The following is a 24,208-nucleotide window of genomic DNA, read 5'->3' on the forward strand; positions in this document are numbered from 1 at the left end:
CAAGGTTCTAATCTGAATAAACTTTTTTCTTAATGACATACTACTTCAGAAGAGGTGGTAAAATTTGCAGCGAATCCATGAACAAGATCTTCACGATATAGAAAAGCAACTCTCTGATCATTTCAAAAAGAGCTCGGATTTCTTAAGCAAAAATGTGGTTATCGCCGATCAGGAATTCAGAGCGTATTACATGGAGACCCTTGTCGATTTTCCGACAACATTGTCTGCAATTAATCATGCGGCGAGTGGCAATGAGAACGGATCATTTCAAAATATGTTCAGTCCATTTGAAGAAGAGGCCTCCATGTCAATGGATGAGATATCCGGCCATATTTTGCATGGAAAGCTTGTTCTGTTCAGCACAGAAGGGATGGCAGCTGTCATGGAACCGGAGCATACTGACATTTCGCGATCTGTCAGTGCACCGGAGAGTGAGAATCCCCTTCAATCTGCGTACGATGCTTTTACAGAAGATATTAATAAAAACATCGGTTTGCTGCGGAAAAAGATGATTTCCGATGATTTGGTTATTGAAAGACGAGAGACAGGGACCCAGTCTACCAAGAAAATTGCCATGGTTTATCTGGAGGGAGTAGCCCAAGCCAAGGTCATCGCATCTATTCGGGATAAGCTGGAACAAAACAAGGACAAGGAACTCACCACGGTAAGAGACCTGCTTAGTATACTTGGGCATCCGAAAATTTCAATAACACCAACGTATATCTCTTCGGAGTTGCCGGGAGAGATGGTACAGAATTTGATGAACGGAAAAGTGGTTATATTGATTGACCAATATTCGTTTGCCTTTGCTTTTCCAGCCATCATAACAGATCTATGGTCAACAACGCTGGATGTTAACTACCCGTATTTGTTTCAAGTATTTCTACGAACCGTACGGGCAATTGGTGCACTATTGGCCATTACGCTTCCAGGTCTGTATATTGTGCTGAATTCGGTGAACCCGGAACTGTTGCGAATCCAGTTAGCCATCACGGTAGCGAAGAGCAGGGAAGGGGTACCCTATCCTTCATTAATTGAAATGCTGCTGGTTATGCTGCTTTTGGAGATGATTATCGAAGCCACCATTCGACTTCCCAAGAACATCGGACCCACCATAACCATGATTGGCGGTATTTTGTTGGGACAAGCCATTGTTCAGGCCAAACTTGTCAGCAATCTATTAATTATTATTCTCGTTGCCTCAGCAATTGCCAACTTTGTATTGGCAGGTTACATGAACACGACGGGGATACGAATGTACAAATACGTTGTCATGCTGATCAGTTCCTTTTTCGGAATATGGGGTCTTGAGGCGGCGATGATTTGGATTATACTGTATTTTGCCTCGGTGAACACGTGCTCCGTTCCCTACTTAAGTTTAAGTGTGAAAGGAAAGGCTTCAGATGAATAAAGCTCAAATTCTGACCCTGTTTATTCTGCTTCATCTTGCTTCGATCTTTGCCATCTTCCCTGAACGCATCATATCTGCGACTTCAAAAGGACACTGGGAAGCCATTACGGTCCTCTTTTTGGCAGAGTTACTGGTTCTATGGTTGTACTTAAAAGCGTTGTCGCAGTTTCCAGGAAAAACAGTGGTGGACATCTGTAATGATTCACTGGGCAAATGGGTAACGAGACTGATCGTTCTGCCGATGATAATCTTCCTATATATCGAGTTGTTTTTGCTTATGTATTTCCAGGCGGGTGAAATTAAAGCTGTACTTCTACAGAGAACACCGCCAGCAGCGACAGGGGCTCTATTCATCGTGCTCTGTTTCTATGCTGTTTGGAAGGGACTTAATGTAATCATCCAGGCGAGCATCGGACTGTGTATCCTTTTGATGCCATTCATTTTTTTCTCCATGCTGATCAGCATCCAGAACTTCAGAATCAGCTACATTTTTCCGATTTGGGACAGTGGAATGTCGTTTTTCTCCAATTCGGATTTCTATGTATGTACGGTCATTTCAGCTGGGTTTTTATTCCTTGGCATGATTCCCTCCAAGCAACGCATTAGCTTTGGTAAAGCTGCTGCTGCCATCAGTGTCATTTTTTTATTCGCTTTGGGGTCTGTGTATGTTCCGCTTCTTGTATTTGGACAGGAAACGGTAACCCATCTGCAATATCCCATGCTTATGGCATCGGATACCATTGATCTGGAGTGGGTTGTATTTGACTGGCTTCCAAGCTTCTACGTGGTAGCCTCCAGTGCGTTGGGTGTTTTGAAGGTTTCCGTTTTACTCTGGATTCTGGTGTCCCTGCTGCATCAGCTGTTTATGCCGAAAATCAACCGGTTATGGGTTCTTTCCGCGGTGTGCTTCTCCTTGTACATGATTAGTCTCATGATACCGAATGTCAACGCTTTGAATTCATACCTGTACCTGAATTCTTTCTTTTGCCTTTATAGCGTTATCGGTTTTCCGATCATTGTATTCCTCGCCGCACAATGGCAGCGAAAGAAGGTGAGTACATGAACAAGCGCACCATCAAAACTCTGATTGTAGCCCTAGCTATGATGATGTTACTTCCGGGATGTTGGGATACAAAGGATATTAACAAACAATATCTGCCTGTTGTCATGGGCGTGGGAAAGGGGGACACGGAAAAATACAGGATCATTCTCCAAATACCCGATGCATCAGGCAAAACCCAAATTCTTGACAAAGAGGCGAAATCCATCAGTAAAGCGATTGATTTGATACGTACGGATTCCGAAAAAAGCATCGAATTGGTACATCTGAGGTTGTTATTAATCGACAGACAGGTCGCAGAGCAGGGGATAGATAACATCATCAATTTTGCTGTGAGAGCGAATGATATATCGATCAAGGGTCTGGTAGGGGTTATTGACGGTGATTTTGAGAAGACGATGTATCATCAAATCTCACCAACACCTGAAATTTCTTCTTACGACTTTTTTAACCAGGATGCCGGGTGGACGCCCAATCAATCCATCGTCCGAATATGGGAAGCCTATCAAAACCAAAATTCATATACGGAAGACATGGCTATACCAATGCTCAAAAACGGCGAGCGAACCTTGTTTACCTTTAGAGGCACGGCCGTCATGCGGGAGGATCGCATGGTAGGAACACTGAATAAGGAAGAGACGCTTTTGTTTAATTTGTTCAAAGGGAAATATTCAGGGGGAACCATTGAAGTGGCACAGAACACAAGTGTTCTTATTCAGGACGCGAAAATCAAACATCGGACCCAGTGGTCGGAGGAAGGTCCATCAATTCAGACGAATGTTGTCCTCGATGTGGTCATTACGGAAAGCCCTGAAGGAAAAGGGAATGGAGTAATTGAAAAAGAGATGCAGGAACAGCTGAGCCAACAGTTCAATAGAACTGTGAGAAAGATTCAATCCTTAAAATCAGATGTACTAGGCATAGGGATGATACTCCGTCCCCAACTTTCGGAGGAAAAGTTAAAGGAATGGAAAACCAAGTGGTTTTTGAAGCTGAAGCAAAAGATTAACGTTCGTGTCAACGTTCTGAACGAAATTTATTTCAAAGAAAATGCCAACGATAATGACAGTCAGGGGCAATTGTTAAAAAAATAGCTTGGCATTGTTTACTCCTTAAGTGAGGAAAATGCTATACCGTTATGAAGTCGCCTGATTGGCGGCTTCTTTATGTTTTTATCAGTTATATAACCTTCGGGTTAATCGTTTTAGAGTGCAATGGAATTAAGCATTCTTAGATTGGGAAACTCATCGTAAAATAACATATCGCAGCTCTTACGATTATAAGGTTTTGTTAGGGGAATAATTGTTAATTGGATAGAATCACTCACCATATATAGCTGTAAAGGAGCGGGATCATGTCCTTCTTTAGAACACTATCCGTACGCGCAAGGGAAGACGAGTTGATGGACGATTTCTCCATGGGGGGAGAAGAATTGAGCGAAGCGCTCAAACATTTGAGACGCCTGAACAAAATATTCGCTGCTCCCGGTCCAACCCGTGCAGGCGTGGAAAAATTATGGAGAGCGATGGGGAGTCCAACTACGCTGACCCTTCTTGATGTAGGGGCGGGATCAGGTGATGTAAACCAGAATCTATTGCGCTGGGCGGACCAGAAGGGAGTTAAGCTTGAGATTACTCTGGTTGACCTGACAGAGGAGGCATGTGAGGAAGCGAGGAACCTTTTTCGAAATGACCCCAGAATTAAGGTTCGACGTGCCGATGTCAGGGAATTGCCGGATGCCTCAGCAGACATCGTGACCGGCTCGCAATTTGTCCATCATTTTGAAGGAAATCAACTCATTGAGATGGTCTCGCATATGCTGCGTGCCTCCAAATATGGCGTTGTCATTAATGATATCCATCGGCATCCCATATCTTATGCGGCTGTCTGGGTAACCACTCGAATGATCTCACGCAATCGGTATATTCGTCATGATGGACCGCTGTCTGTTGCAAAAGGCTTCACGGGAAGGGATTGGCGGGACTTGAAACAGCAGTTGAACCATGACACGCTGACCTATGAATGGAAGCCTTTGTTCCGCTATTCCGTCGTGATACCCCATCATGGGACGTTATCATAGCATCATTACATCAATAGACAATTATCATATAGAACAAAGAAAGGCGGGTGTTCTTACGTGTCTAAACCATTGGATGCCATAGTCATCGGAGCGGGAATTGCCGGCAGTACCTGCGCGTTGCAGCTTGCCAGGCAAGGGCATCGGACACTGCTGCTGGATCGGCAGGAGTTTCCACGTCACAAAACATGCGGTGAGTTTATGTCGCCTGAGACAACGGAAATGTTGGATTATCTGGGTATCCGTCTATGTGAACAAGAGATAAAACCAAGTACTATGGATTATGCCAAAATCATTATGCCTCAGGGCGGGGAAATTCAGGCACCATTGCCGGGATTGGCTTATGGTATTAGCCGATATGAGCTGGATCGGATTTTACACGAGCAGGCCACAGCCGCAGGCGTTGAAATCGTTACGAAGGCAACGATAACCAACATTCAGAAGTTAGATGATTGTAGCTATGAAGTCGAAGCCAAACAAGGAAATGACCGAATTCAGTATAGAGCAAAAACCGTTATTGGAGCCCATGGCTCGAAGAAGTCGCGCGGGATGACTTCGCCAGCCGAGCTGCGGGATAAAACAGCATATGTCGGTGTCAAATCACACTATCGGGGGATCACCATCCCGTCACGGGTAGAGTTGTATTTTTGCAAGGGAGGGTATGTCGGCATTTCGCCGATTGAAGATGGTATCACAAATGTAGCTGCATTGCTGACCCTTGAAACGGTGCGGGGAAGCGGCAAGTCTGTGAAGGATATTCTGCAGTCTGCAACTCTGACCAACGAAAGATTGGCAGCGAGGCTTACCGAGGGAAGCCCAATTCCAGGAACACAGGTTTCGATTGCACCACTCCATCTATCCAACGTTCCTGAACCGTGGTCCCAATATCCTCATATTGGTGATGCGATGCTGATGATCCCTCCCCTGTGTGGTGACGGGATGTCCATTGCACTTCGCTCCTCACTGCTATGTGCTGAATGGACTGACAGATATCTTCAAGGGGAAATCAGCTTCAATCAGTGGCAGCACAAGTATTCAAAGGAAGCCCATCTCGAATTCTCCCGACTGCTCCGGCGTGCACGACGGATTCAGAAGCTGGCTTTTGCCAAAACGAACAAATTCTATCCTGGTTTGGCCCGGATGGTCCCTGGTCTGGCGACTTATTTGGTGAAGGCAACACGGTTATCGGAAATCAATCTTGTCCATCGATCATAAATGGCAGCAAAATAAAATCCATAAGAACATGGGGCGGCTTATGTCAGCCTCTTTTTGTTGTTTCTCTGCCAATTTTGACGAGACCGTTTAGAAATTTGCCAAATACTCGTATAATAGAATCTAATTGTAGTTATAGAGACAAGAGTCAGACTTGAATTCGGGAGGCATTATTCTAAGATGAACTATTCATTTTCCAACCGGATTGCTGCATTGCAGCCGTCCATTATTCGTGAGATCCTGAAGGCTTCTTCGGGTCAAAATGTAATTCCGTTCTCCGCGGGGAATCCTGCTCCGGAGACTTTCCCTATTGAGGCGATTCGTACATTCACCCAATCGATTCTGGAACAGGACCCGGTAACAGCACTTCAATACGGAATTACCGAAGGGTATGCCCCGCTGCGGGATACATTAACTACACATCTGAAGACAGGCTTTGACACGGGCAAAGCATCCGATGAACTGTTCATCGTATCTGGAGCACAGCAAGGAATTGAACTTGCTTGTAAAGTATTCTGTAATGAAGGGGATACGATTATCTGTGAGAGCCCGAGCTTTATCGGTTCATTGAACTCTTTCCGGGCTTCAGGCGCAAACCTGGTCGGCGTTCCGATGGAGACGGACGGTATGGATATCGGGAAGCTGGAGCGTGCCCTGCAAACCGAGCAAAATGTAAAGATGATCTATGTGATTCCGAGTTTCCAAAACCCTACTGGTTTTACCACCAGCCTGGAGAAGCGCAAGGCAATTTATGATCTTGCCAAGAAGTATGGAGTCATGATCCTGGAAGATAACCCATATGGAGAACTTCGGTTTAGCGGAGAAGATGTAGCGACGATTAAGTCGATGGATGATGAAGGTCTGGTTATTTACGTAGGCTCCTTCTCCAAGATTCTGTCCGCTGGCCTGCGTGTTGGTTATGTTCTGGCTCCTTCCGAGGTTGTTCAGAAGATGGTTGTTGCCAAGCAGGGAGAGGATGTACATACAGCCATGCTGCCGCAGATACTGGCACACAAGTTCATGACTGAGTATAACTATGCAGAGCATATCAGCAGTATCCGTGCAATTTATCGCAGGAAGTCTGCCTTGATGATTGACAAGCTGCAGGAGCATATGGGTGAGTCCATTACCTTAACCCAACCGGATGGAGGGCTGTTCCTCTGGTGTGATCTGCCAGCTCATATCCCGATGCTGGATTATGCTAAAATAGCCGCTGCGGAAGGCGTAGCTGTTGTTCCAGGAACTGCTTTTCTCGTCGATGAGAACGAACCCTGCAATGCTATCAGACTTAATTTCTCAACACCTTCCGATGAGCAAATTGTAAAGGGCATCGAAATTTTGGGACAGGTTCTGCACAAATTCTGATTGGAGGCACATTTCATGAATCAACGTTTTCGGATCACTCGATCCATGCAAGAAAATAACATGGAGCAATCCATTTCCCTGGAAGAATGCAAACAGTATTTTGCATCCAAACCGGACTTTACGTACTCACCTGTTCTTACCGTTCAGGGGCCAGAGAGCGTCATGTCTATCGATGGGGATTTCTTCATGTGGACGTATGAGGCCCAGCAGATTCCATTTCGACTGTATATGGGAGATCTGTATGTTGCCATTGTCAATGAAGCTGTCGTTCCGCAAATGATTGAGGTTGCAACGGATTTGCGAGCCGATGTGGTTGAAGGGTAAGCAGAGGCTTGAAATGAAGTGCATCCGTCCAATTGTAATCATGTAAGTGTCGGGAAAGTCGCCAATCTGGCGGCTTTTTTGCTGTGAGCCTGTTCGTCAGTTTGCTTATTGAAATATTCAATCGATGGGGAATTGACGCTAAGGACCAGTTCGTGATAATTTATATAAATCACAAATTCCAATAAATCCAATGAGGGAAAGGGGTTTTGCGCAATGTCGTCGATCGTGCTTGCAGCTGCCGAAGATATACGAAGCGAGGATTCGGAACTTTTAATCAAGGAGCTAAGCGAAGAACTGGGATTGTTATATGGCGGCGATGGGACGGCGGGATTTCAGCCATCCGACGTGGAGACACCGCGAGCAGCCTTTATAGTCGCGCGTTTGGATGGATATCCGGTAGGCTGCGGAGCCATCAGACCCCTTGATGATACATCCGTGGAGGTCAAGCGCATGTACACACGTTCGGATTTCCGTCGCAAGGGTGTGGCCCAGGCCATTCTGGCCGAAGCGGAGCGTCTTGCGCTCGAATTCGGCTACACCAATCTGAAGCTGCAGACTGGCCCCAAGCAGCCTGAGGCAGCGGCCCTTTATGAAAGAGTGGGGTACTATCGGATACCGATTTTTCACGGGGACTGGGATCAGGTACTTGCTTATCAAAAAGATCTGGTACTTAGTGCACCTCACAGAAGTGAACACCCCTCATTGAACGCATAGATATCATCTATAACAAACGAACCGAAATCTCTTGTCAGCATCCAGAGATCTCGGTTCGTTTTTTTGGTGTGTGAATATTGAATAGGTTCAAGAATATCGGAATTCCTTTACTCTTTTATAACAGAGGCATTTACAGCGTCTTCCATCTGATTACTATAGGTGCGGAATAATCCAAGTCGCCAGAAGGCAGCTCCCTTGAGATCATAACGCTTGGCAAGACCCAGTTTATCATCTATGGAAGATGAGGTTTCACTATTTAAGCTTATCCCGAGCAAAAGCTTTTGCTTGGAGACGCCAGCATCTAGCGCAAGCTGGATGGCTTGATCCACAAGACTGTTCGGCTCAGGGACCTGCGATTTGGTACCGACAGGATTATATTGGTAAGCCATAATGATGATGTCGTCTGCCAACGAAGCGAGCGTTTTGTAATCATAGCCTTTATACGCACTATTTAATGGAGGGACGGCCAAGGATAGAGCGATATCTTTAGGCAAGGAATCCTTCAATTGCTTGACGTAATTGTTCAGCAGCTTCTGTTGCTCTACCGCGTCCAGCTTAAAACCCAGTCCTTCAAAATCAAGAACAACGCCTCCAAAACCATTCTCAGCTATGGCAGCAGTTATTCCCTCAATGGACTTCTGGCGCATGCTGCTATCACTCAGCACCTTGGTCAGTTCTCCATTTCCATCCAAAGCATACACCATAAGATACGGTTTAATGCTCTGATTTGCTGTATCAGCAACGATGGATTGAGGTGTAACGTCCCCGGCAGCAGCAGGGAGGCGGTACTCATCACCCTGAAGCGTAAATTGTCCTTCACGATCGATGCGACTCCAGCCAAAAGTTACGGAGTTCATGGTAGACACCAAATCGATTTCCTTATAGGATTGCAGCGCATAGAAGGCTCTCAGATGCATTTCACGTTGAGGTGAAACAAGAGAAACGGTGCGAGTTGACTGATTCCAGCCTACACCAACACCGAACTGACTACTGAACGAGTTGAGTGGAATAAGCACACGACCTTCCCGCTGAACCGGTGGCGCTGCGAGCTTCACTTTTTCTCCATTGACGGTTGCTGTAGTGCTTCCCACTTTAAGCAGGACTTCCGTCGCCTGACCTTTCACATTCCCAACTGCTTTCACGGTTTGCGCCTTGCTGTTCCAAGTAATATTAATTCCCAGGGCTTCGCCAACTGTCCGGAACGGGACATAGGTTACGCCTTTATCAATCCGAGGGGCTGCATCGAATTTCAGGGGAACATCATCCAACCTGACCGAAATGGCGGGTGCGGCATAGGCATCATTAAGGTTTGGGGTGGTTCCGAGCAAGGATATGGCAAGAATAGTGGTAGCAGCAGTCTTTCCTATTCGTGTATGTAACATGTTTTGCATTCCTCCAACTCATCAAATATAGTAGAATTGCAGCTCATCTGAACGGTAATCTAGCATAAAATAGTATAGCAAAATTTTCATAGAGTTCCAATTACAAGATATGGTGGACTTATGAAGAGTTATAATCAAACTAGCGATATTAATTTTAGTCAGGAGGAGGAGAATGCTATTGGACTTTTATGAAAAATTACAGCGTTACGCAGCACTCGTGGTCAACGTTGGTGTTCATATTCAGAGGGGACAAACACTTGTCATAACCGCGCCAATATCGGCTGCTGCGTTTGTCCGATTAGTTGTGAAACATGCTTATGAGGCGGGTGCTCACGATGTCTATATCGAGTGGAGCGACGATGAGATAATGCGTTTAAAGTATGAACTTGCACCGGATTCGGTGTTCCACGAATATCCGGCGTTCCGGGCAGCCGGTTGGGAGGCTTGTGCCGAAAATAATGCAGCTTTCCTGACGATCACTGCACCCAATCCCGATCTTCTGCAGGGAATAGATCCACAGCGGATCATGAATTTGAATGTTTCCAAAGGCAAGGCATTAGCCAAATTTCGCAGCTACGGCATGTCCAACAAGGTTAGTTGGTCTATAGTTACGGTACCCTCAACGGCTTGGGCTGCCAAGGTGTTTCCTGATGTTGCCGAAGAGTGCTTGATCGATAAGATGTGGGAAGCTATCTTTAACGTTACGCGGATTAATTCGGAAGACCCCGTTGAGGCATGGAAGACACATCTTCAACTGTTTCGAAACAAGACAGAGCAGCTTAATCGCAAAAAGTATCGGGCACTTCGATACCGAGGACCCGGTACGGATCTGCGGATCGAATTGTCGCCTAAACATATTTGGGTTAGTGATGCGGATAACATCAACGAAAAGGGTGTTTCATTTTTGGCAAACATTCCGTCCGAAGAAGTATGGACAGTTCCGTTAAAGCAGGGGGTGAACGGCACGGTTCGCAGTACTAAGCCGTTAAGTTATGAAGGATATCTTATCGATGATTTTTCTTTGACGTTTGAAAACGGGAAAATTATTAATATTCAAGCAGCGCAAGGGCTTGAGGTGCTAAGAAAACTAATTAGCGTCGATGAGGGCGCGGCGTATCTGGGCGAGATTGCGCTGGTGCCCCATCATTCCCCGATTTCGGAATCAGGCCTTGTTTTTTACAACTCTCTATTTGACGAAAATGCATCCAACCATCTCGCGATTGGTAATGCTTATCCCTTCTGTCTTGAGGGAGGGAACGAGATGACTGAAGGGGAAAAGGCGGCGAACGGTGTGAACACAAGCCTCATTCATGTCGATTTTATGATTGGATCGGCTCATATGGACATTGATGGAGAACTTGCAAATGGAGGCTTGGAACCTGTGTTTCGTAACGGGAACTGGGCGTGAGATTTTTAATAATCGATCAATAATTGGTAATAAAACGGAGGAGGATTCAAATGTCACCCAGAAACATACTGAGATGTAACATCATGCCACCCGTTCTACCGGCAGATTTGAATGATTTTGTGGATCATGTTGTTCCGATTCTTCAATCACGGGGGCTCTTCCGCACAGAGTATAAGACCTCTATAACCATATGAACATATCTGTTTCAAACCGGTTTTTCAATCACAGGTCTTCCTACTGAAGAAAGAGAAAAGAAGTCGCCTATTGGCGGCTTTTTCGTTTGGGACAATATAAGTTCTTGTTCCCAGATAAAAGAATTCAAAAAAATCATCTTCTTCAAAACTATTTTAGACTCTCAGCTGTCTAACATGCGAAACAACATACAAAGTAAGCTTTACTAAAAATGCGGCAATAATCAAAATATACAGTCGCAACGGGGGTGGACAAACTGAGCATGGTGAGTACAGCACTAACTGAACAGCAGTTCAGTGAACGTCTGGAGGCATGTAAAGAAAAGCTTTATCGCTTCGCGTTCTCTTATGTGAAAAATGAGCAGGAAGCATTGGAAATCATATCTGAGGCCTCTTATAAAGGTTTTCTATCTTATGAAAAAGTGAAGAGTCCTGATTATTTTGAAACCTGGATGACCCGGATCGTCATTAACTGTTCTCTGGATCACATCAGACGAAAGAAGAAATACACGTATATGGAAGATAGTACAATACCGTTTGCAGTCGAAGAGAGTTCCATGGGGCTTGAAGAGCAATGGGATTTATACGAAGCTCTTGATCACCTGCATCCGGAAGACAGGGCATTTATCGTATTGAAATTTTTCAAAGATCAGCGATTTAAGGATATGGCTGAGGTACTATCCCTGCCAGAAAGCACGGTAAAGACCAGGTTCTATAAGATCTTAAACAAACTCAAAAAACATCTGACCAAGGAAGAGGTTGATTTTACATGACAGGAAAAGAACGATATGAACAGATCAATATTCCATCCGGCCTTTCCGGAGTTATTCAGCAAGCCCGTCAGCGTGCACGAAATCAAAAACGAAGAAAAATGATGATCTGGCGCAGTTCCTCCCTGGTTGCAGCTTGTGCTGCGGTGATGATAACAGCCAACGTACCAGGTGTGGCCAAGGCATTATCCGATGTACCAGTTATAGGTTCTGTCGTCAAGATTCTGCAAGTTGGTGGTGGCGGGGAGCGCACAGATGGGGTTTCGGTTACAACGACCAAAGAATCGGATACACTAAACATTAATTTTCAGATCGATGGTGAACAGATCACCTCTGCTCCATCATATACTGTGGATCACAAAGAAGGGCCGAATCGTCTGATCTTCACCTTCAACGGGGTACGTCATCTAGAGTATGACAAGCTGGAGAAGGATATTAAAGCACTTAAGAATGTAAAAGATGTCTATCAAAATATCATTTTGGATGATTCCGCGATTGGCTTTGTGGTTGAACTTAAGGATGATGTGGATTATTCCGTGTCAGAGTATCAGCAACCTGGATATATTCAGTTGAAGCTTTCTTCCGACGGGAAGTCAACACAAGCGCATGAACTGTTCTTCGTGCGAAGCGAAGACATGGAGCAGGGTGAAGCACTGGCCATGTTGGCTGAGCAGTATTCTGCCGATGGCAGCAGCGTTGTGCAGACTCAAAATGGAAAATTCACCGTCGTTATGGGTGCCTTCGAGAATCGTGCAGATGCAGAGAAACACCTGAAAGAATTTACTGACCGGGAAGACTACAGTGAACCACTGCATGTCGACAGCTGGATGAGTAATGAAAATCCACAATAATGAAAGAAGCCTGCCCTAGCGCAGGCTTCTTTTTGTAGACTTTATTATCTGAAGTCCATTTCCGTTGTCTTTTACGAGTCGCCCTATTAGCTGGTTTTTTGTTGTAACTATGAGATGTGCAAATCTGTAATCTTACATCGTTGTCAGTTTTGTGTAAGTTTGATCGATAGGAGCTGAAGTAGCTTTAATATACACTTAAATCAATTCAACGCACTACATTCACACTTTTAGGAGGCCAAACAATGAAAAGTGCATATGCGGATCTACTGAAAATAGTAAGTAAAAACAAGCCATCTATTCGGTTGAGGAGATCATTCGGATGTACCGAGATACTTGGGCTGAAATAGATTTAACGCAAATTCGCGAGAATGTCATACAGATCCGCAAATTTCTACCACGTTCGACCAAACTAATGGCAGTTGTTAAAGCAAATGCATACGGGCATGGAGATATCGAGACGGCCAAAGAAGCAGTAGAGGCAGGCGCGGACTATTTAGCGTGTGCCTTCATTGAAGAAGCCATCCGCATTAGAAATGACGGCTTAAAACAACCGATTCTTATTTTGACTCCGATACGTCCCGAACTTGTACCTCTGGCTCTGGAACATGATTTGATGCTTACCGTTACACAGGCGTCATGGTTTCTTGAGATGAGAAAATACAAGCCTGTTCATACCCCGCATAAGTTATCTGTGCATGTGAAAATGGATACTGGACTTGGGCGAATTGGTATACGCACAAAAGAAGAGTGGCTTGAAATGGTTCCGTGGCTCAGAGCACCAGATGTAGTAGTCGACGGGTTCTATACCCACTTCGCGACAGCAGGTGAGGAAGACAACCGTTATCTACAGCTTCAGATTCAACGCTTCCTGGAAATGAAAGAGTGGAGCAGTATGTCACGGATTCCAATCAATCATTATCACTGTGCGGGAAGTGTAGCAGCACTTCGATTCCCGGAATTGTGCATGGATATGGCTCGAATAGGAGCTGCAATCTATGGGTTTTATCCGGAAAAACTAGTACCTAACATCCAACTAAAGCCGGCATTCAGTATGCACAGTAGATTATTACAAACGAAAAAATTAAAAAAAGGCGAATATGTGGGCTACAACAATGCTTATCAAACAGACTCAGATCAATGGATCGGAACAGTGCCTATCGGCTATGCCGATGGATGGTCGCAGAGAATGCAAAATACGGAGGTGTTGGTGGAGGGGTATCGTGCAGAAATTATAGGGAGAATCTCCATGGATCAATTGATGGTCAAGCTTCCGATGTATTTTCCGGAAGGATCAAAGGTGACCTTCATTGGCTATTCAGGTAAGGAGAAGATTTTGATTCAGGAACTGGCCAATCATATCGGTGGTGTCTCTCAAGAAATAACGAGTTCCATCACGGACAGAGTATTGCGAATTTATAAAGAAGGTGGGGAAGTTCAACATGAAATCACGGGAAGTCGTACAAAAACATATTGAAATCAACGTAAGTAACGAAGAACTATTACAAGGGCACTTAGTGTTAATAAATGATCAAAACCCAATCAGAAGGCAAGTACAAGTCCATCAATTAGAGTCATTGGATTCCTTGCCTTCAATAAAGAAGTTAAATAAGGAGATGCTTCTGGAGAAGCAGTGTTTCAAACAATTTCATGCTCTGCTTAAAGCTTGTGGGGGGACGGACGAAATTGTCACCGTCAGCGCATATCGAACAAAAGAAGATCAAGTCCAAATCTATCAAGATTGTTTGATAGAACAGGATTTGGAATATACTTCCAAATACGTAGCCTTGCCTGACCATAGTGAACACCAAACGGGGTTGGCTATCGATGTGGGTAAATTGAAATCGAATATCGATTTTATTGCTCCTTCCTTTCCGGATACGGGCATTTACAAGTCCTTCAGACAACATGCCATACAATTCGGTTTTATCCTTCGATATAAACAAGAAAAAGAATCAATCACTCGTATTGCTTATGAGCCCTGGCATTTTAGATATGTAGGATATCCCCATTCCAAAATCATGGAAGAAAACAATCTATGTTTAGAGGAGTACATCGATTTTGTACAGCAATATCGGTACTCTGGAGAGCAGTTTACGATTAAAGAAAAGGACATGACAATCCAGATATATTATGTTTCCGCGGATAAAGGGACATCTAGCCATATCCCGATCTTGAGTTGTGATTCTTATCGTATATCAGGAACGAATCGTGAGGGATTCATTGTTACGACTTTCTCCAAAAATTAAGTTATAGCAATAAGGATTATTTAGATTCATATCACATTTTAGGAGGCTTTTACGATGCAGAAGAAGTCGATTGCGGTATTGTTTGGCGGATGTTCAGGTGAGTATAACGTATCTTTGAGCTCGGCCGCTTCAGTGATTGAAAATTTGGATACCGAAAAATACAATCTTGTGTTAATTGGAATTACACAGCAAGGTTCTTGGCTTAGATATAGTGGAACGGTGGAGGATATTTGCAATGATCGATGGCATTTACATCCGAGTTGTATCCCATCCTTTTTCTCGCCGAGCAGAGAAGTCAGAGGACTCATTGAGCTTGTGCATACGGAATATCATGTAACACCGATTGATGTTGTGTTTCCAGTGCTTCACGGCAAATACGGTGAGGATGGAACCTTGCAAGGATTATTGGAACTGTCGGGTATACCGTTTGTTGGATGTGGCATGTTATCCTCTGCGTTATGTATGGACAAGGAACTGGCTCATAAACTGGTGCAGGCAGCAGGCATAGATACGCCGCGTTCCCTTACAATACATCGGAGTGAACGGATGGAAGAAGTGTTATCAGCAATAGAAGCACTGGGTTTCCCACTCTTTGTTAAGCCGGCTAGATCAGGATCGTCATTAGGCATATCGAAGGTGAACAATATGCAAGAGTTGATTAACGGAACTGAACACGCCTTCATACACGACAGCAAAGTTGTCATTGAGCAAAATATTAACGGTTTTGAAGTGGGTTGTGCTGTATTGGGCAATTCTGATCCCATGATCGGCATGATTGATGAGATTGAGCTACAGGGGAACTTTTTTGACTTCTCGGAAAAGTACTCCTTGATCAGTTCGAAGATTCACTTGCCAGCCCGCATTGATGAGGACACTGCAATGAAGGTTAAAGAGAGCGCTCTGACTATTTATAAAACGCTTGGGTGCAGAGGGGTTGCGCGAGTAGATATGTTCCTGACCACTGACGGAAGAATTGTGTTCAATGAAGTCAACACGATTCCTGGTTTCACATCGAATTCCCGCTATCCTAACATGCTCCAAGCTAGCGGCATGACTTATGCAAATATTCTTAACCAGCTCATAGAGCTCGCCATTGATGAAGACTGAAAGCAGTTGAACTTGTGGTTGAGCGAGGATTGGATGGATTCATTATCGATGATCTCGTTCAAAGGGCCGGTTACTCCAGAAAAACGTTTGCCAATCACTTCTCCTGTAAAGAAGAAGCGATTGCCATGGCGGCTATACTTACAACAGACCATTACGATGACGAGCCATTAAATGCAATTACACAAGAAAACATACTGCCGTTGGATGCTTTATATGTATTGATAAAGAGGTCCCTAACCGCAGAGTATGTTTCTAAAATGCGTCAACTCGTATCACTGTCCAATCGGTACCCGACACTAGAACCCTATCTCCTCAGCGTGCTCTCTCGTTTACAAGCTACGGCTCAGGAGACATTGACCGATATATCCCAGGGTAGATATCCACAAGGATACTCCCATCTTCTATCGGGGGCTGTGTACGGCGCTGTTCTTGCGATATTCGACGGAAGATCAACGTGCTGCTTCCAGGGCAAGGAACCACGGATTCTCCTGGGGAGATGACGTTGGATCAATATTTGGATGACATGTTCAACTATTTGCGAACCGGATTTTAGAAACTCCCGAAAGGATGGGGAACAAGATGAGAGTTACTACTAAAATGATCGATAAACAATTAAGAGTGAAGGGCAAACTGATTGATTTATTAATGAAATCTTCTCATGAAGAAAAGTGGCTTAACTCGATGAGGAAAATCAAAAAAAGATCGGATGCGACAGCGGGGAAAGACATCGACGGTTTACAGTGCAGTGAAGAGTGGATACCACGTACAAGTGATGGTTCCAAGATACGTGTTCGAATTTATAAACCTCTACATCCCAAAGGTAATGCGCCAGGTGTTCTTTGGATACATGGAGGGGGATATGCGATGGGAAACCCGGAGCAATTCGGGGCAACCTACAAGAAATTAATTGATGCAAGTCATTGTGTTGTCGTTGCACCTGATTATCAATTATCGATTGATGCTCCCTATCCAGCAGCTTTAGATGATTGTTATGATACCCTTTTATGGATGAAAAGCCATGTGAAAGAACTTGGGATTAGAGAAGATCAACTCATGGTAGGCGGAGAAAGCGCTGGAGGAGGACTTACCGCCGCACTTACTCTTTACGCCAGAGATAAGGGAGAAGTGAACATTGCATTTCAAATGCCGCTGTATCCCATGATCGATGACAGAATGATTACTGAATCCGCTAAGGACAATAATGCTCTCATTTGGAACTCTGACTATAATCGTTGGGCTTGGAAATTGTATCTTGGCGAATTGGCAGGGAAGGAGGTACCTCCCTATGCGGCTGCTTCCAGAGCGACCGACTACAGCAATCTTCCTCCGACAGTCACTTTTGTTGGTGATTTGGAACCATTTCGAGATGAAACGATGCAGTATGTAGAAAACTTGAGAAAAGCAGGTGTAACTGTCGATTTTGAGCTGTACAAAGGCTGCTATCATGGCTTTGATATCATTCAACCCAATGCAGAAGTGAGTAAAAAGGCAGTTTCAGTTTTTATTCAATCATTTAAATACGCAGTAGATCATTATTTTGCGGAGCAGACAGCGAAAAAGATGATATTAAAAGGCGGACATTCCATAACATAGGAATGTCCGCCTTTTATAAACGAATTCTTGAAATCTTTATTCTTTATCTATTCAGCTTAAACCGTTGTTGCAACGTGCTTTTCACGGGCAATCTTGGTTGCATCAACCATGTTGCGCAAGGAAGCAACGGTTTCTTCGAGTTCACGGGTTTTGAGACCGCAATCCGGATTAATCCAGAACAGTTTAGGGTCCAATACACGCAAGGCGCGTTCGATCATGCTTGTCATTTCATCCACACTTGGAACACGTGGGCTATGGATATCGTATACGCCAAGTCCAATGCCCAGTTTATACGTGTTCAACTCAAAGCTGTGAATGAGTTCACCGTGACTGCGGGATGTCTCGATTGAAATAACATCGGCATCCATTGCTTCGATGGAATCGATCATGTCATGGAACTCGCAATAGCACATGTGTGTGTGAATTTGAGTCGTGTCTTGAACCGTGCAAGTGGAGATACGGAAAGCTTTGACCGCCCAAGCCAGATAATCGGCTTGCTCGTTTTCCTTCAACGGCAGTCCTTCGCGAACCGCAGGCTCGTCGACCTGGATCATGCCAATACCTGCATGCTCCAGTGCTTCGACTTCTTGTCTCAGTGCATATGCCAATTGATATGCGATGTGCTCGCGCGGAATGTCTTCACGTACAAATGACCAGTTCATGATGGTGATCGGCCCAGTGAGCATCCCTTTTACAGGACGTTGTGTCTGGGACTGTGCGTATTTGGTTTCTTCAACTGTCATTTCTCCGGTAAATGCAACGTCTCCAAAAATAATGGGTGGTTTTACACAACGGGAACCGTATGATTGTACCCATCCAAATTGTGTGAAGGCAAAGCCTGCAAGTTTTTCCCCAAAGAACTCTACCATGTCGGTACGCTCAAACTCACCATGTACGAGAACATCGATCTCAATCTCTTCCTGAATTTTGATCCAGATATCAATTTGATCCCGGATGAAGGCAGCATACTGCTCATTGTTCAACTCGCCCTTACGCCACAATTGACGTGCTTTACGCACTTCTGCAGATTGTGGGAAGCTGCCGATGGTCGTTGTCGGGAAAAGTGGCAATTTCCATTTGTCCTGCTGCGCGATATGACGCTCGGCAAACGGACGGGAACGTTCCGGCTGTTGAACGCTGAGTGATGCCACGGCTTCTTGAACAGCAACACGATTGCGTTCTTCGGACTGCTGGAGAGCCTGAATTGTACGATCGGAATTTTCAATTTCAGCGATGATTTCAGCATTTCTTGAAGACAATGCTTTCGTCAACAGAACGATCTCGTCCAACTTTTCATCTGCAAATGCCAGAGCATTTTTCAGTTCGGATGTGAGTTTAGTTTCACGCTCTGTCGTTACCGGAACATGAAGCAAGCTGCATGAGGATTGCACGAATAAACGTTCATGTGTTACAAGTTCAGCCAGTTCATCCAACAGCTTCAGTTTTCCTGGAAAAGAGGCTTTCCAGATCCCGCGGCCGTCAATAACCCCAGCACCCAAAACTTTATCCGCTGGGAAACCGGACGCTTGAATGGACTGAATGTTACCCGTAGCCCCGTGTACAAAATCAAGTCCGATACCTTGAACCGGTAGTGCAACAATGCTGTTATAGTTCTCTACGGATTCAAAGTAGGTTTGCAGCATAATATTCAGACCTGGTACAGCAGCTGCAAACGTCTCATAAATTTTGTTCAGCAGCTGTAGGTCAGCCTCACTTGTTTTGGTAACGAGGATTGGCTCGTCAATCTGTACCCACTGAACACCTTCATTTGCAAGCTCCTGAAGCACTTGTACATAGAGGGGAAGCAGGCGGTCCAGCCAAGCGTTCGTTTCGGATTTATCATATCCTTTGGACAGCTTCAAGAAGGTCAACGGTCCGACAAGAACCGGTTTGCCTTCAATACCGAGCTTCTCTTTAGCTTCACGGTAAGCAAGAAGGGGCTTATTTTCTGTAAGAGTAGGGGAAGCATCGTCCAATTCAGGCACGATATAGTGATAGTTCGTGTTAAACCATTTTGTCATTTCACTTGCTGCTGCATCTTTCGTTCCCCGGGCAATTCCGTAATAGACGGACAAAGGTACAGCGCCACCATCATATGCAAACCGTTTCGGAACAATGCCGAACATAACGGCAGTATCCAGAATGTGATCATAGTAACTGAAATCATTGACAGGAATAAGATCGATACCTTTTTCTTGCTGCTTGCGCAGGTGATCTAGCCGAATCTCCTGCAATCGTGCTTGAAACTCTGTTTCTTCGAGCTTGCCTGACCAGAATGCCTCCAATGCTTTCTTCCATTCCCGATCCGCACCAATTCGTGGATATCCCAATACACTGCTTTTTGCCATGACGTAAAACTCCTCTACAATATGTTACCAAAAAGTTATCACATATCTGGAGTTATAATGTAATTCCATTAAGTTATATCTAGCTATAGCCTATGGCTATATCGGTGTGGCATGAAAGACATTTGGGCATGGAGAAATTGACGTTGGAAGCTGTTGCTAAACATGCGGGAGTAAGCAAGGGCGGATTGCTTCATCATTTTCCCAATAAAGAAGCCATCGTTACTACCATGATCGAGGAATTCGGGGATACGTTTTTCTCTGAACTAGAGCAAAAATCAAGCGAAAGCATCAACGAAGTCGGGAAATGGAGCCGGGCTTATATCGAAACGACCTTCCATGACTCCAAAACAACAGCAGCTTTGAGTACGGCGCTTTTGGCCGTGTTATTTTCAAAGCCCGAATTACTTGCAGCGTACAATAAAAAAAATAACGTTCTTCAAGAAGAAATTTTAAACGATGGTATTGATCCCGTGAATGCTGCTATTATCAAGTTAGCAACAGATGGGTTATGGTTTTCCGAGATTTTCGGAGTTGGAATCTTGGATCAGGATATTCGAAATCAAGTAGAAGAAAGACTAAAGAAGATGTCTTTCGAAGCAAAATGAGAATGCCCGTATCAACTTTTTTTTTCATATTTGAAGCCCAAGAACTTTTTCAATTTGAATTACAATTATAACAGAGTTGAAATCAGAAAAGAGAGGTAGTCTATAATGTGTCGAATAATGGCTTTCGCAGGTTCTAGGCATTTTCATTTGAATGAGGTTACTGAGGGTGTATTTGCTGCGATGGCAGTTCCCGGTACAGGTTCATTGGGCAATGCGGCAATCATTGATTTGGGCGATGTAACGCTAGTTGTGGACACATTCACGACGATACAGGCAGCAGAGGATTTGCAGGCAGCGGCTGAGTACCTCACGGGAAGAAAGGCTTCTTATGTAATCAACACACATTGGCATAGTGACCATACATGTGGCAATCAAGTATTTGTCCCTGCGGCTCAGATTATTTCCACATCAATTACTCGCGAAATTATGGATACCTTTGTAAGGAACAGAATAACGCAGCAGTTGGCAAAACCGGAAGCAATATATGATGCTATAGACGAACTCGATGAACAAATACAACGAGAGACAAACGAAAAGTTAAGACAGGAAATGCAATGGGATAATGCCAGTGATCGTGAATATATGAAGATGCTCCCCGATCTGGTATATACATTACCGAACTTAACGTTTGATCAGCACATGACTATTCATGGCAGTAAGCGCAGTGTTGAACTTATTACTTTTGGTGGAGGTCATACCCAGAGTGATGCCCTGGTCTTTATTCCGAAAGACAGAATTGCGATAATGGGGGATCTGGTGTTATCTAAACATCATCCGGTTCTCATGTATGCCGATCCTCAGCAATGGCTGGATATTTTGAACAAAGTCGAGCAGCTGGATATAGAAATCATCGTACCGGGGCATGGAGAAGTATGCTCATTGACTGCACTGCATGAAGTTAGAGCCTACATAACGGATCTATTGGAAATTGTGACTGATGCTGCTCAAAGAAACCAAAGCTTGGACGAGATTGCTGTACCATCAGCCTATCAGGACTGGTTCTTTACTACGTATTTCAAGTCCAATTTGCAAAGCATCTATGAATGGATCAAGAAAACGGGTAAAAGTAAAACCTGACCCGACCACTTATTGCGTGTCACGTGTGCAGCCGGTTGTAAAGAATATAGACTCAATTTAGGGGCTCCTTAACACATGTTGAGGAGCTTTTTTGGTTTATCCAACCGTTTTTTTAAGCCCGATTAGAAGGGACAGCTACACTTGATGCATAATAATGATAACTAGATCATTGTTGAACTGGAAAATGAGGAAAGGGTGATTCGATGGGTGTACCTACTTTTCTTGAAACAGGTCATATGACAGGAGGTTTTCCAATCCGGGTGATTCATACCGAGGAACAGTTTAATTTTGCTGCACACTGGCATGAAGAGGTTGAATTGGTTGTAGTCAATGGCAAAAGCGCAAGAATTGGCGTCAATAACCATGTATTTAACCTTGAACAGGGAGATGTGCTGCTTATTAAACCCGGAGACATTCACTGTTTCTTGCCAGGTACAGATCATTTAACCATTTTCCTGTTTCGACTGGAATTATTAATGGGAAGCTTCATAACCGAAAGAGAAACCCAGGACCTGGGGGAGCTTTTTAATAAAACGACGGTTATCCCGTCCAACTTTTGTCACGAGAAAAACCTTTGGAGATATATAGATGCCTTAGCAAATGAAGAGAAGGATCAACAGGCGGGATATCGCTGGTTAATGGTTGCCCGATTATATGATCTGATCGTACACATGCTGCGCACCAAGACACCGATTACAGATAAACCAACTTCAGGTTGGCCCTGTACTCCTTCCAAAAAATTCGAATTTCTCGAATCGGTCTGTGAATATTTGGAGGAGCACTATGCTGAACCGATCAAGCTGGATCAGGTTGCGGAGCACATTAAATTCAGCAAGTTTCACGTATGTAAATTGTTTAAAGAGATCAAAGGAATCACATTGATGGAATATCTGAATCATTTTCGAATCATCAAATCGGAATGGGCGTTATTGTTTCGCGAAGAATCCATTCTGGATATTGCCATTGGTCATGGATTCAACAACGTGAACTCGTACAACCGTCTTTTCAAAAAATATAATGACTGTACTCCGTCCGAATTTCGGAAGAAGCATCGTACGAACATCACAACATATGAAGGATGATTCACAATATTTGGGGAGAAAGCCTTCTTCAAAATCCATATACTCTAATAAATTGTAAGCGTTTCCTTTTTGAAGGAGGGGGCCTATGAAGAAGTTTAAGCTTAAATATATCTCCATGATTGCACTCGTAAGCGCAGTGATGATGGTGTCCGGTTGTCAGCCAAATGGAGCCAACCAGCCCAAGCAGGAAGAGATTACCGTCTGGAGTTTTACGGATGAAGCGGGTTATGCCATTGAGAAATTCGAGGAGAAATATCCGGACATTAAGGTGAACTTTGTCAATATTCCGGGCAATTTCTACATCACCAAGCTTAAGTCCGCACTACAGACAACGTCCAAGGCTCCGGATGTGTTTATGATCGAGAATGCAAATATTAGAGAGCTGATTGATGTGCCTTATCTGGAGAATTTATCGGCAGCACCGTATAACGCCAATGAATTGATTCCAGAGCAATATGCTTTTGTGCAGGCGAATGAGAAGGATAGCGAAGGAAATATTAGAGCAATCGGTTATCAGGGAACGCCTGGAGGCATTTATTATCGGAGAGATCTGGCCAAAGAATATCTGGGTACGGACGATCCGGAGAAAGTGGGGCCGCAGATTGATACCTGGGAGAAGATATTCGAGATTGGAGAGAAGGTAGAGCAGCAGAGTGGAAATAAAGTTCATGCCCTTGCCAACTGGAATGCGATATCCAATTCATATGATGGTATTCCTTGGGTTAAGGATGGGAAGTTAGTCATCGATCCTACCTATATGAAGGTGCTTGACCTTGTTCGTGAAGCACGTCAGCGGCATGTGCTTGCAGAGTTGGATGATGGTAGTGCCGGATATGCGGCTTCGATGCAAAAAGGCCAGGTGATGTTCTATCCAGGAGCAACCTGGGCATTGCAATACACCTTTAAGGCGAACGCTCCGGATACGGAAGGGTTGTGGGGTCTCGCGCCGGGGCCATCCGCTTTTAGTGCCGGAGGAACTTATATTGCGATGTACAGCAAAAGTGACAAGAAGGATCTGGCCTGGAAGTTTATTGAGTTTTATAACTTTGATCATGATTTTCTGTCTGTGCTTGCGAAGGAACAGGACTATTTCACAAGCAACATGGTTGTGAATGATCAGCTTGCTGGATCTGTATCTTCAGCGTATTTGGGAGGGCAGAAGCATTTTGAGTTTTTCTCGGAAGCGGCCAAGCAGGTTCCTGTATATGAGCGAACCAAATATGATTCAATCATTAACAATGATATCTTCAAAAATGTACTCCAGTTGTATCTCAATAACGACATTCAGACCAAAGAAGAAGCCGTAAAACGAATCAAGCGTGATGTCAAATTGAGATTTCCGGAGCTGGAAGTGAATTAGCTTAGAAGTAAGCGAATGCCTTTTA

Annotated in this window: 22 protein-coding genes; 20 read left to right on the plus strand and 2 right to left on the minus strand. The window is 44.4% G+C overall.

What is annotated here, in order from left to right; genetic code table 11:
* Positions 1-64 precede the first annotated feature (64 nt).
* The 8 genes from ACFVQB_RS05445 to ACFVQB_RS05480 all read left to right on the plus strand — a co-directional run bounded on the left by ACFVQB_RS05445 (position 65) and on the right by ACFVQB_RS05480 (position 8,163).
* A complete protein-coding gene (locus ACFVQB_RS05445) occupies positions 65-1,411 on the plus strand; it encodes a spore germination protein (protein WP_379435355.1) in 1,347 nt (448 codons plus the stop codon).
* Positions 1,404-2,474, plus strand: a complete 1,071-nt coding sequence (locus ACFVQB_RS05450) for a GerAB/ArcD/ProY family transporter (protein ID WP_379435356.1) — start codon at positions 1,404-1,406, stop codon at positions 2,472-2,474. The genes ACFVQB_RS05445 and ACFVQB_RS05450 overlap by 8 nt, the downstream gene beginning before the upstream one ends.
* Positions 2,471-3,565, plus strand: coding sequence for a Ger(x)C family spore germination protein (locus tag ACFVQB_RS05455; protein ID WP_379435357.1), 1,095 nt, complete (start codon positions 2,471-2,473; stop codon positions 3,563-3,565). Before ACFVQB_RS05450 ends, ACFVQB_RS05455 begins: the two co-directional genes overlap by 4 nt.
* Before the next feature lie 260 nt (positions 3,566-3,825).
* Positions 3,826-4,551, plus strand: a complete 726-nt coding sequence (locus ACFVQB_RS05460; protein WP_379435358.1) for an SAM-dependent methyltransferase — start codon at positions 3,826-3,828, stop codon at positions 4,549-4,551.
* 57 nt (positions 4,552-4,608) lie between these two features.
* Positions 4,609-5,763 carry an NAD(P)/FAD-dependent oxidoreductase gene (locus ACFVQB_RS05465; protein ID WP_379435359.1) on the plus strand — a complete coding sequence of 385 codons (1,155 nt, stop codon included), beginning with the start codon at positions 4,609-4,611 and terminating at the stop codon, positions 5,761-5,763.
* Between the two features lie 177 nt (positions 5,764-5,940).
* Positions 5,941-7,125 carry an aminotransferase-like domain-containing protein gene (locus ACFVQB_RS05470; RefSeq protein WP_379435360.1) on the plus strand — a complete coding sequence of 395 codons (1,185 nt, stop codon included), beginning with the start codon at positions 5,941-5,943 and terminating at the stop codon, positions 7,123-7,125.
* A 15-nt stretch (positions 7,126-7,140) separates the two neighbouring features.
* Positions 7,141-7,449, plus strand: coding sequence for a hypothetical protein (locus tag ACFVQB_RS05475; protein ID WP_379435361.1), 309 nt, complete (start codon positions 7,141-7,143; stop codon positions 7,447-7,449).
* A 213-nt stretch (positions 7,450-7,662) separates the two neighbouring features.
* Positions 7,663-8,163 (plus strand): GNAT family N-acetyltransferase, encoded by a 501-nt coding sequence (locus tag ACFVQB_RS05480; RefSeq protein ID WP_379435362.1) that lies wholly within the window; start codon positions 7,663-7,665, stop codon positions 8,161-8,163.
* Positions 8,164-8,270: 107 nt separating this feature from the next.
* Here ACFVQB_RS05480 and ACFVQB_RS05485 read toward each other — a convergent pair whose 3' ends face one another.
* Positions 8,271-9,545 (minus strand): stalk domain-containing protein, encoded by a 1,275-nt coding sequence (locus ACFVQB_RS05485; RefSeq protein ID WP_379435363.1) that lies wholly within the window; start codon positions 9,543-9,545, stop codon positions 8,271-8,273.
* A gap of 172 nt (positions 9,546-9,717) precedes the next feature.
* On the opposite strand from ACFVQB_RS05485, the gene ACFVQB_RS05490 reads away from it, so the two are divergent.
* From ACFVQB_RS05490 to ACFVQB_RS05525, 8 genes are all read left to right on the plus strand, one after another.
* Positions 9,718-10,953, plus strand: a complete 1,236-nt coding sequence (locus tag ACFVQB_RS05490) for an aminopeptidase (RefSeq protein ID WP_379435364.1) — start codon at positions 9,718-9,720, stop codon at positions 10,951-10,953.
* 454 nt (positions 10,954-11,407) lie between these two features.
* Positions 11,408-11,917, plus strand: coding sequence for a sigma-70 family RNA polymerase sigma factor (locus ACFVQB_RS05495; protein WP_379435365.1), 510 nt, complete (start codon positions 11,408-11,410; stop codon positions 11,915-11,917).
* Positions 11,914-12,765 (plus strand): hypothetical protein, encoded by an 852-nt coding sequence (locus ACFVQB_RS05500; RefSeq protein ID WP_379435366.1) that lies wholly within the window; start codon positions 11,914-11,916, stop codon positions 12,763-12,765. Before ACFVQB_RS05495 ends, ACFVQB_RS05500 begins: the two co-directional genes overlap by 4 nt.
* A gap of 319 nt (positions 12,766-13,084) precedes the next feature.
* Positions 13,085-14,239: an alanine racemase gene (gene alr / locus ACFVQB_RS05505; RefSeq protein WP_379435367.1), complete on the plus strand. Its 1,155-nt coding sequence runs from the start codon at positions 13,085-13,087 to the stop codon at positions 14,237-14,239.
* The gene (locus ACFVQB_RS05510) at positions 14,205-15,011 is read left to right on the plus strand and encodes a D-alanyl-D-alanine carboxypeptidase family protein (protein ID WP_379435368.1); all 807 of its coding nucleotides are present in this window, start codon (positions 14,205-14,207) and stop codon (positions 15,009-15,011) included. Before alr ends, ACFVQB_RS05510 begins: the two co-directional genes overlap by 35 nt.
* A gap of 54 nt (positions 15,012-15,065) precedes the next feature.
* The gene (vanG, locus tag ACFVQB_RS05515; RefSeq protein WP_379435369.1) at positions 15,066-16,118 is read left to right on the plus strand and encodes a D-alanine--D-serine ligase VanG; all 1,053 of its coding nucleotides are present in this window, start codon (positions 15,066-15,068) and stop codon (positions 16,116-16,118) included.
* 14 nt (positions 16,119-16,132) lie between these two features.
* On the plus strand, positions 16,133-16,618 hold the full coding sequence (locus ACFVQB_RS05520) for a TetR/AcrR family transcriptional regulator (protein ID WP_379435370.1): 486 nt from the start codon (positions 16,133-16,135) through the stop codon (positions 16,616-16,618).
* 79 nt (positions 16,619-16,697) lie between these two features.
* Positions 16,698-17,711 (plus strand): alpha/beta hydrolase, encoded by a 1,014-nt coding sequence (locus ACFVQB_RS05525; protein WP_379435371.1) that lies wholly within the window; start codon positions 16,698-16,700, stop codon positions 17,709-17,711.
* A gap of 56 nt (positions 17,712-17,767) precedes the next feature.
* On the opposite strand, the gene metE is transcribed toward ACFVQB_RS05525, so the two are convergent.
* The gene (gene metE / locus ACFVQB_RS05530; protein WP_379435372.1) at positions 17,768-20,059 is read right to left on the minus strand and encodes a 5-methyltetrahydropteroyltriglutamate--homocysteine S-methyltransferase; all 2,292 of its coding nucleotides are present in this window, start codon (positions 20,057-20,059) and stop codon (positions 17,768-17,770) included.
* 128 nt (positions 20,060-20,187) lie between these two features.
* Here metE and ACFVQB_RS05535 point away from each other — a divergent pair, with 128 nt between their 5' ends.
* The 4 genes from ACFVQB_RS05535 to ACFVQB_RS05550 all read left to right on the plus strand — a co-directional run bounded on the left by ACFVQB_RS05535 (position 20,188) and on the right by ACFVQB_RS05550 (position 24,183).
* Positions 20,188-20,664, plus strand: coding sequence for a TetR/AcrR family transcriptional regulator (locus ACFVQB_RS05535; protein ID WP_379435373.1), 477 nt, complete (start codon positions 20,188-20,190; stop codon positions 20,662-20,664).
* Between the two features lie 105 nt (positions 20,665-20,769).
* Entirely contained in the window at positions 20,770-21,741 is a 972-nt protein-coding gene (locus ACFVQB_RS05540; protein WP_379435374.1) for an MBL fold metallo-hydrolase, read from the plus strand.
* A gap of 260 nt (positions 21,742-22,001) precedes the next feature.
* Positions 22,002-22,823 carry an AraC family transcriptional regulator gene (locus tag ACFVQB_RS05545; protein WP_379435375.1) on the plus strand — a complete coding sequence of 274 codons (822 nt, stop codon included), beginning with the start codon at positions 22,002-22,004 and terminating at the stop codon, positions 22,821-22,823.
* A gap of 85 nt (positions 22,824-22,908) precedes the next feature.
* Positions 22,909-24,183, plus strand: a complete 1,275-nt coding sequence (locus ACFVQB_RS05550) for an ABC transporter substrate-binding protein (protein WP_379435376.1) — start codon at positions 22,909-22,911, stop codon at positions 24,181-24,183.
* Positions 24,184-24,208: the final 25 nt, after the last annotated feature.

Origin of the sequence: Paenibacillus sp. NPDC057886 (assembly GCF_042796655.1) — a bacterium.
In the GTDB taxonomy this organism is placed as follows: Bacteria; Bacillota; Bacilli; order Paenibacillales; family Paenibacillaceae; genus Paenibacillus.

Bases quoted from the DNA above. Each gene is read 5' to 3' on its own strand.
- ACFVQB_RS05450 (WP_379435356.1), top strand. From the start codon at position 1,404: ATGAATAAAGCTCAAATTCTGACCCTGTTTATTCTGCTTCATCTTGCT.
- ACFVQB_RS05455 (WP_379435357.1), top strand. From the start codon at position 2,471: ATGAACAAGCGCACCATCAAAACTCTGATTGTAGCCCTAGCTATGATG.
- ACFVQB_RS05460 (WP_379435358.1), top strand. From the start codon at position 3,826: ATGTCCTTCTTTAGAACACTATCCGTACGCGCAAGGGAAGACGAGTTG.
- ACFVQB_RS05470 (WP_379435360.1), top strand. From the start codon at position 5,941: ATGAACTATTCATTTTCCAACCGGATTGCTGCATTGCAGCCGTCCATT.
- ACFVQB_RS05475 (WP_379435361.1), top strand. From the start codon at position 7,141: ATGAATCAACGTTTTCGGATCACTCGATCCATGCAAGAAAATAACATG.
- ACFVQB_RS05480 (WP_379435362.1), top strand. From the start codon at position 7,663: ATGTCGTCGATCGTGCTTGCAGCTGCCGAAGATATACGAAGCGAGGAT.
- ACFVQB_RS05485 (WP_379435363.1), bottom strand. From the start codon at position 9,545: ATGTTACATACACGAATAGGAAAGACTGCTGCTACCACTATTCTTGCC.
- ACFVQB_RS05490 (WP_379435364.1), top strand. From the start codon at position 9,718: ATGCTATTGGACTTTTATGAAAAATTACAGCGTTACGCAGCACTCGTG.
- ACFVQB_RS05495 (WP_379435365.1), top strand. From the start codon at position 11,408: ATGGTGAGTACAGCACTAACTGAACAGCAGTTCAGTGAACGTCTGGAG.
- ACFVQB_RS05500 (WP_379435366.1), top strand. From the start codon at position 11,914: ATGACAGGAAAAGAACGATATGAACAGATCAATATTCCATCCGGCCTT.
- alr (WP_379435367.1), top strand. From the start codon at position 13,085: ATGTACCGAGATACTTGGGCTGAAATAGATTTAACGCAAATTCGCGAG.
- ACFVQB_RS05510 (WP_379435368.1), top strand. From the start codon at position 14,205: ATGAAATCACGGGAAGTCGTACAAAAACATATTGAAATCAACGTAAGT.
- vanG (WP_379435369.1), top strand. From the start codon at position 15,066: ATGCAGAAGAAGTCGATTGCGGTATTGTTTGGCGGATGTTCAGGTGAG.
- ACFVQB_RS05525 (WP_379435371.1), top strand. From the start codon at position 16,698: ATGAGAGTTACTACTAAAATGATCGATAAACAATTAAGAGTGAAGGGC.
- metE (WP_379435372.1), bottom strand. From the start codon at position 20,059: ATGGCAAAAAGCAGTGTATTGGGATATCCACGAATTGGTGCGGATCGG.
- ACFVQB_RS05535 (WP_379435373.1), top strand. From the start codon at position 20,188: ATGGAGAAATTGACGTTGGAAGCTGTTGCTAAACATGCGGGAGTAAGC.
- ACFVQB_RS05540 (WP_379435374.1), top strand. From the start codon at position 20,770: ATGTGTCGAATAATGGCTTTCGCAGGTTCTAGGCATTTTCATTTGAAT.
- ACFVQB_RS05550 (WP_379435376.1), top strand. From the start codon at position 22,909: ATGAAGAAGTTTAAGCTTAAATATATCTCCATGATTGCACTCGTAAGC.